The organism is Bacillus sp. JNUCC-21, from assembly GCF_041222765.1.
In the GTDB taxonomy this organism is placed as follows: domain Bacteria; phylum Bacillota; class Bacilli; order Bacillales; family Bacillaceae; genus Bacillus; species Bacillus velezensis.
Window position 1 is genome coordinate 581,857 of the sequence record NZ_CP166019.1, and the last position, 8,144, is coordinate 590,000.

Below are 8,144 nucleotides of genomic sequence, written 5' to 3' on the forward strand. Positions count from 1 at the left end.
AGAAGACCATACTTCTTTCCGGCATTCGTCATTTATCACTGTCGATCATAGCCTTCGGCAGTCCCGTATATTTTGCCCAGTAATAAATACCGAGCGAACCGATGGCGATCAGAATCAGGTCAAGCGGATTGCTGATAATGCCCAATCCGTGGCCGAACGAGCCGAGATAGGAGAAAATCAGCATCATGACATAAAAGCCGACGATCCACCATGCTGATTTCAGCTGCTGCCGTATGCTGACATCATCTTTGGGAGCATATTTACTGAAACAGAGATAGATCAGAAACATGACAATTTGAGAACCGAGAAGCCAGGATACGGTGCGCCATCCGGACCAATATACAATATAAGAGGTAAAAATAAACGACAGCGGCCCGATGATGCTCATCCCTTTTAAATAAAACGGTCTGTTAATATTCTTCGCGTTGACTCTCAGCGCCGCAGAAGAAATCGGCGCAATCGCATAAGACAGAATCAATGCGACGGAGCATACGTTGACAAGAGCGTTCCAAGAAGGGAACGGAAGCGTCCAAAAAACAGCCAGACCGAACGAAAGCCAAAGGGAGGCACGCGGTGTCCCGGTTTCTTTATTGACTTTAGAAAAAATGCTGAATAATGTTCCGTTTCTGGCCCAGGCATAGACGAGACGTGAAGTCGTATTCATAAAGATATTTCCGTTACCGCCCGGTGATAAAATCGCATCTAAAATGACCAATGTCGCCAGCCACCCCAAACCGAGCAAAACGGCGATATCTTTGAACGGAAGGGAGAATTCAGTCCCGATAGCCGGCCATCCGTGCTTCAGGGTATCCGCCGGGATCGCCCCGATAAAAGTGAGCTGCAGCACGGTGTAAATAATAGTAGACACGATAATACAGACAATCAATGCGATCGGAATGTTCCGCTTCGGATTCTGCACTTCACTCGCGACAGCCACAATCGGATGCAGCCCAAGGTATGCAAACATGACGCCGCCTGTGGAAATCGCGGCCTGAATTCCGGTGAAGCCAAAAGGCGCGAATCCGTGAACGGTCATATTGCCCGGGTGAAAATGAAAAATCAGTACCACAATTACCGTAATCGGTACGACATATTTAAAAATCGAAATAATGAAGTTTGCTTTCGCAAAGGTTTTGACACTCCAGTAATTGAGGAGGAAGAACAGGCAGAGCAGCGCAAATTGCAATATCCACCCGGCAATTGTCGGAGAATCGGAGCCTTTTACGGTCAAACCGGGAAACCAATACGCCACGTATTGGCGGACTGCCGTGACTTCTATAGAAATAAGGCTCGTGTATGCCACAATGGTGACAAAGGAAATTAAATATCCGACCAGGTGTCCGTGTGAATATACGGGATACCGGATAATTCCCCCGGTCCGCGGCAGCGCGGCGCCCAGTTCCGCATAAACCAAGCCGATCAATAAGATGATTCCCCCGCCGATCAGCCAGGAAAAAACGCCTGATGGGCCCGCTTTAGAGGCGACGTTGCTGACGGCAAACAGCCATGCCGAACCGAATATGGCTCCCATGCCGATTAAAATAAGATCAAAAAGTGACATAGTTTTCTGGAAGTTTCCTTGCTTAGACATTCGCTGCCTCCTTAGAAAAGACATTGTTCTCTTTACATAATTCCCATTATCATTCAAACATACCCAGCCGGCCGGCTGGAAAATTAGGACAACTTTCGAAACGAAGTATGTACAGCAATGTGCTCACATTATAATAACGGCCGTATGGCAAGATCTCCCGGCTTATATTCCCCGTTTTAAACACATTCAAACCTCATATTCAGAAAAACAAAAAACGCCCGAAACAGGCGTTTTTTTGTTACAAGTTCATATCTTTCAGTCCGGGGCTGTGCTCATTCGGAAGCTCAGGAAGTTCCGGCACGGGGAAACCTTTAGGAGGCTCGGACACACTTAATTCGCCGCCGTTTCGGCTCGGCGTCGTTCCCTGCAGAATTTCTCCGATCCGTGTCGGATCCAGTCTGAAATTAAATTGGGTATTATGATAACCCATCTCAACGAATTTCCGGCATTCCGGGTATTTTTCAATATCATAATTCGGCACGGGAAATAATTTGCCCCATTCGACACCCAGTGTTTCCAACGCTTTTGTAAATGCATTTTGATGGGCGTTGTCACGGACGATCAGAAAACCGAGTGTTTCTCTGAACGTCTGATTTGAACTCATTTCATAAATGCGCGTCTTTTGCAGCACGCCGGTTGATTCCAGCACGACATTGTCCAATAAATCGGAAATCAGATTCCCGTGGTTGTATACCCAAGACCCGTTCCATGGATTGCCGCCGGCGTCTACAGGAAGAGAACTTTGCGCTCCGATGATAAAATGGTGCGGATTGGCGTGTTTAACTGCTTCGTCAAGCGGCGCCTGATCTGCTGCCTGATTTCCGGGGCCCTCATCGCCGCTTTCGTCGAGCAGCGCATTAATCGTATGCTGGACAAGCTCAACGTGTGCGATCTCTTCTAAAAATACACCGCGAAGCAGGTCACGGAACTGTTTTTCTTTTCCTCTGAAATTAGAGCTTTGGAAAAAGTATTGCATCATCGTCCGCATTTCTCCGTAGTGCCCGCCTAAAATTTCCTGAAGCACCTTGGCCGCGGCCGGGTCCGGCTTGTCCGGTTTAATGATATTAATCAGCTCTTCTTTGTAATAATACATAAACAGCGCCCCCAGAAAGAAGTTTTCGGTTCTTCTGTTAGTGTCTTTGCAAAGTCAGTTTTTATGTATCGGCATCAAAAAAAGGACGGAAAGCGTGTCCGTCCTTCTGTGTTAAGCCTCAACCGCCCCGCGAAGTTTCGTGTTGACAAGCCCGTTCCATCCTTGATCCATCGTACTGTGAATCTCGGAGCTTTTCCGATTGACTTTATTGATGACGGCTTCCGGCTCTTTCCATCCGCCGTGAATGAGAGTGAATTCCGTATCTCCGCTTTCCGTTTCCTTTAAGACAAAAGAAACGATCCAGCCTTCCGTATCCCATGAAAAAGAAAGGCGGTACGGCGCTTCAATATCCAGCAGCTTGCACGGAGACGGACCGAACGGAGATTCCAGCTGAAACTCACTGTCTTCTTGAGGTGTGAAATCATTCGGCATAAACCAGAGAGACAGGCCGTCCGCAGTGGAGACCGTATCCCAGACAACTTGTATCGGCGCCTTGAAAACGGCGGTATGAATAATGTCCGGTAATGGCTGATTGCTGCTGCTGTTGTTTTTGTTATCTTTGTTTTGTTTATCAGACATGATGCGTAACCACTCTTTCGCTGTTTTTACTTTTGATCATACTACACGAGGCAGGACATTTGAAAACAAATCAAACTTATTTTATGCTTTTCCAAAGCCATTTAATTCATTTTAAGGAGACGTAGTGATGACAGATCAATTTAAAGCGTTAGTAGTCGATCAACGTGAAGACCGGTTTTCAGTCAGCGTACGGGAGCTGGCGGTTCAGGACCTTCCCGAGGGTGAAGTGCTGATTAAGGTTTGCTACTCAGGGGTGAATTATAAAGACAGCTTGGCTGCCATTCCTGACGGCAAGATCGTAACGTCGTATCCTTTCGTGCCGGGAATTGATTTAGCGGGAATTGTCGTTTCCTCAGATGACGCCCGTTTCAAAGAGGGGGATAAAGTCATTGCGACAAGCTACGGCATAGGTGTTTCCCGCTTTGGCGGTTATAGCGGGATGGCCCGCATTCCGGCAGATTGGATCGTGCCACTGCCTGAAGGTCTGACACTTAAAGAAGCCATGACGATCGGAACCGCCGGCTTCACTGCCGCATTGTCCGTCCAGCGTCTTGAAGAAAACCATGCCGCTCCTGAAAAAGGGAAGGTGCTGGTGACAGGAGCGACAGGCGGCGTCGGAAGCTTTGCCGTCTCCATTCTTTCAACCTTAGGTTATGAGGTCGAGGCCAGTACGGGAAAAGAAGACGAAAGCGGCTATTTGAAGAGCCTCGGAGCAAAGACGGTCATTCACCGTGACGAAGTGTATAACGGCACGTTAAAACCAATGCAAAAACAAAAATGGGCAGCGGCCGTCGATCCGGTCGGAGGTGAGCCGCTTGCTTCAGTTCTCAGCCAGATTCAGTACGGCGGATCAGTTGCTGTGAGCGGACTGACAGCGGGAACGAAACTCCCGTCTACAGTCTTTCCGTTTATATTGCGCGGCGTCAGTCTCTTGGGAATCGATTCCGTATTCTGTCCGATGGAGACAAGAAAGAAAACATGGCAGCGTTTAGCTGATGACTTCAAGCCTGCAGATCTGGAGGCCTTTATTCAAAAGGAAATTACACTTGAAGAGCTGCCGGATACGCTTCCTGCTCTTTTAAAAGGAGAAGCGAGAGGAAGAACGATCGTTACAATAAACGAAGAATAAATCAAAAACCCCCAACTGCTGATTGGGGGTTTTCACTATATAATCAATTTTTTATCTAAAAGAGATTAACTATTGATCATATAGTGAAAATGAGTTGATTAAAAACATAAATTGATTACATATAGGTAATATAAAGGTAAGTTATAAAATTTTCTGAAATATTTATTGACTGAAAGCGCTTTTAAAATTATGATAATAACATAAATGCCAATAATATCATTATAACTTCACTACAAAGTAACTATAAAATAACAATTTAACGAGAGGGGAGAGTGGATAATCACTATAAATGATAACGCTTTCAAATTATTTTCTTCTTATATAACTGTTTTGGACGGTCAGAACTTGTATGCAGACGTTATAGGTGCGGATATTTATAACTGAATATTCTGATATTATCTCTGTGTAAAAACTAGGAGGATTTGAAGATGGATAAAAATAGCAGCCAGCATTCATTTTTGAGAACCATCATTTTAGTATCGACATTCGGGGGACTTCTTTTCGGCTACGATACCGGTGTGATTAATGGGGCGCTGCCGTTTATGGCGGAAGCTGACCAGCTTAATCTTACCGCTTTGACTGAAGGGATGGTGGCGAGCTCCCTGCTCTTGGGGGCTGCGATCGGCGCGGTTTTCGGAGGGAGATTGTCGGACTATAACGGCAGACGTAAAAATATCCTTATCCTTGCCGTTTTGTTCTTTGCAGCGACGCTTGGATGTACACTGGCGCCTAACGTGTCGGTTATGATCATCTCCCGTTTTCTGCTGGGGCTTGCCGTCGGGGGAGCATCCGTAACCGTTCCGGCGTATTTGGCTGAAATGTCGCCGGCGGAAAGCCGAGGGAGAATGGTTACCCAAAATGAATTGATGATTGTAACAGGCCAGCTGCTTGCCTTCACGTGTAATGCTATCATCGGCAATGTGCTTGGTGATACCTCTCACGCCTGGCGCTATATGCTCGTTATCGCGGCCCTTCCGGCGGTATTCTTGTTTTTCGGTATGCTGAAAGTTCCTGAAAGTCCGCGCTGGCTGGTTTCTAAAGGAAGAAAAGAAGATGCTCTGCGCGTTCTCCGGCGAATAAGGAATGAAGAGAAAGCGAAGTCTGAGCTCGCTGAGATTGAATCTGCCTTTCATAAGGAAGCTGAGATGGAGCAGGCCGCCTTTAAGGATCTTGCCGTTCCGTGGGTGCGCCGCATTGTGTTTATCGGGATCGGAATTGCGGTAGTGCAGCAGTTCACCGGCGTGAATTCAATTATGTATTATGGAACTCAAATTTTAAAAGATGCCGGTTTCGAGACAAAAGCCGCATTAATCGGCAATATCGCTAACGGTGTGATTTCGGTGCTCGCGACTTTTGTAGGAATATGGCTTCTCGGCAAAGTCGGCCGCCGCCCGATGCTGATGACGGGGCTGATCGGAACGACTGCGGTGCTGCTTTTGATCGGAGTTCTGTCTGTCGTGCTGAAAGGATCGCCTGCTCTTCCTTATGTGGTTCTTTCATTAACAGTCACTTTCCTTGCGTTTCAGCAGGGGGCTGTCTCTCCGGTGACCTGGCTGATGCTGTCGGAGATATTCCCGCTTCGATTGCGGGGACTTGGTATGGGGGTCACTGTCTTCTGCCTCTGGATCGTGAACTTCCTTGTGGGTTTCACTTTTCCGGTCCTGCTCGCAAACATCGGATTGTCTGCAACCTTCTTCATTTTTGTCCTGTTAGGGATAGCGTCCGTTATATTTGTGAAAAGGTTCCTTCCGGAAACGAAAGGTCTGTCGCTCGAACAGCTTGAACAAAACTTCCGTGCTTATGAAAAAACAGATCGTAATAGCGCAGAAGCCAAGGTGAGCGGGTAATCTGAATAGACGCGGGGTTCCTGGGAATCCTGCTTTTTTATTTATTATATAGAAGGGAATAATAAGTGAGAAAAAAGTTTCGTAAAAGTGTTGACCTAATTTAAAGTGCATGGTATATTATTAAACGTCGCTGATGAACAAAGCGATAACGACAAATGAGAAAATGATCTTTTAAAAAAAGACTTTACAAATTCTCAAAAGCGTGTATAATAAACGAGGTCGAGAAAAAGACTTCGAAAAGAAATAAAAAAACACTTGACATCATAACTGATTGGTAGTATGATAGTTAAGTCGCCTGATAAGCGCCCGTAGCTCAATTGGATAGAGCGTTTGACTACGGATCAAAAGGTTAGGGGTTCGACTCCTCTCGGGCGCGCCAATTCAAACGCGGGTGTAGTTTAGTGGTAAAACCTCAGCCTTCCAAGCTGATGTCGTGAGTTCGATTCTCATCACCCGCTCCATTATAATGATCTTTGAAAACTAAACAAGACAAAACGTACCTGTAAATTCAAAGTTTTAAATAAATCGCACAGCGATGTGCGTAGTCAGTCAAACTACTTTATCGGAGAGTTTGATCCTGGCTCAGGACGAACGCTGGCGGCGTGCCTAATACATGCAAGTCGAGCGGACAGATGGGAGCTTGCTCCCTGATGTTAGCGGCGGACGGGTGAGTAACACGTGGGTAACCTGCCTGTAAGACTGGGATAACTCCGGGAAACCGGGGCTAATACCGGATGGTTGTCTGAACCGCATGGTTCAGACATAAAAGGTGGCTTCGGCTACCACTTACAGATGGACCCGCGGCGCATTAGCTAGTTGGTGAGGTAACGGCTCACCAAGGCAACGATGCGTAGCCGACCTGAGAGGGTGATCGGCCACACTGGGACTGAGACACGGCCCAGACTCCTACGGGAGGCAGCAGTAGGGAATCTTCCGCAATGGACGAAAGTCTGACGGAGCAACGCCGCGTGAGTGATGAAGGTTTTCGGATCGTAAAGCTCTGTTGTTAGGGAAGAACAAGTGCCGTTCAAATAGGGCGGCACCTTGACGGTACCTAACCAGAAAGCCACGGCTAACTACGTGCCAGCAGCCGCGGTAATACGTAGGTGGCAAGCGTTGTCCGGAATTATTGGGCGTAAAGGGCTCGCAGGCGGTTTCTTAAGTCTGATGTGAAAGCCCCCGGCTCAACCGGGGAGGGTCATTGGAAACTGGGGAACTTGAGTGCAGAAGAGGAGAGTGGAATTCCACGTGTAGCGGTGAAATGCGTAGAGATGTGGAGGAACACCAGTGGCGAAGGCGACTCTCTGGTCTGTAACTGACGCTGAGGAGCGAAAGCGTGGGGAGCGAACAGGATTAGATACCCTGGTAGTCCACGCCGTAAACGATGAGTGCTAAGTGTTAGGGGGTTTCCGCCCCTTAGTGCTGCAGCTAACGCATTAAGCACTCCGCCTGGGGAGTACGGTCGCAAGACTGAAACTCAAAGGAATTGACGGGGGCCCGCACAAGCGGTGGAGCATGTGGTTTAATTCGAAGCAACGCGAAGAACCTTACCAGGTCTTGACATCCTCTGACAATCCTAGAGATAGGACGTCCCCTTCGGGGGCAGAGTGACAGGTGGTGCATGGTTGTCGTCAGCTCGTGTCGTGAGATGTTGGGTTAAGTCCCGCAACGAGCGCAACCCTTGATCTTAGTTGCCAGCATTCAGTTGGGCACTCTAAGGTGACTGCCGGTGACAAACCGGAGGAAGGTGGGGATGACGTCAAATCATCATGCCCCTTATGACCTGGGCTACACACGTGCTACAATGGACAGAACAAAGGGCAGCGAAACCGCGAGGTTAAGCCAATCCCACAAATCTGTTCTCAGTTCGGATCGCAGTCTGCAACTCGACTGCGTGAAGCTGGA

General features: G+C 47.8%; 5 protein-coding genes, 2 tRNA genes and 1 rRNA gene (1 of these 8 running past the window's edge). 5 read left to right on the forward strand and 3 right to left on the reverse strand.

The window, feature by feature from the left end:
- Positions 1-28: 28 nt before the first annotated feature.
- From JNUCC21_RS03080 to JNUCC21_RS03090, 3 genes are all read right to left on the reverse strand, one after another.
- On the reverse strand, positions 29-1,591 hold the full coding sequence (locus tag JNUCC21_RS03080) for an APC family permease (RefSeq protein ID WP_007409293.1): 1,563 nt from the start codon (positions 1,589-1,591) through the stop codon (positions 29-31).
- Positions 1,592-1,829: 238 nt separating this feature from the next.
- A complete protein-coding gene (locus tag JNUCC21_RS03085) occupies positions 1,830-2,684 on the reverse strand; it encodes a manganese catalase family protein (protein ID WP_124692560.1) in 855 nt (284 codons plus the stop codon).
- A gap of 111 nt (positions 2,685-2,795) precedes the next feature.
- A complete protein-coding gene (locus JNUCC21_RS03090) occupies positions 2,796-3,263 on the reverse strand; it encodes an SRPBCC domain-containing protein (RefSeq protein ID WP_032866738.1) in 468 nt (155 codons plus the stop codon).
- Between the two features lie 127 nt (positions 3,264-3,390).
- Here JNUCC21_RS03090 and JNUCC21_RS03095 point away from each other — a divergent pair, with 127 nt between their 5' ends.
- The 5 genes from JNUCC21_RS03095 to JNUCC21_RS03115 form a co-directional block, all read left to right on the forward strand.
- A complete protein-coding gene (locus tag JNUCC21_RS03095) occupies positions 3,391-4,392 on the forward strand; it encodes an acryloyl-CoA reductase (protein ID WP_015239286.1) in 1,002 nt (333 codons plus the stop codon).
- A 428-nt stretch (positions 4,393-4,820) separates the two neighbouring features.
- Complete coding sequence (locus JNUCC21_RS03100) at positions 4,821-6,239, forward strand: sugar porter family MFS transporter (protein ID WP_094031552.1); 1,419 nt, start codon at positions 4,821-4,823, stop codon at positions 6,237-6,239.
- Between the two features lie 302 nt (positions 6,240-6,541).
- Positions 6,542-6,618 (forward strand) — tRNA-Arg (locus tag JNUCC21_RS03105).
- A gap of 8 nt (positions 6,619-6,626) precedes the next feature.
- Positions 6,627-6,700 (forward strand) — tRNA-Gly (locus JNUCC21_RS03110).
- Between the two features lie 98 nt (positions 6,701-6,798).
- Positions 6,799-8,144: ribosomal RNA gene (locus JNUCC21_RS03115) — 16S ribosomal RNA — on the forward strand (it continues 204 nt past the right edge of the window).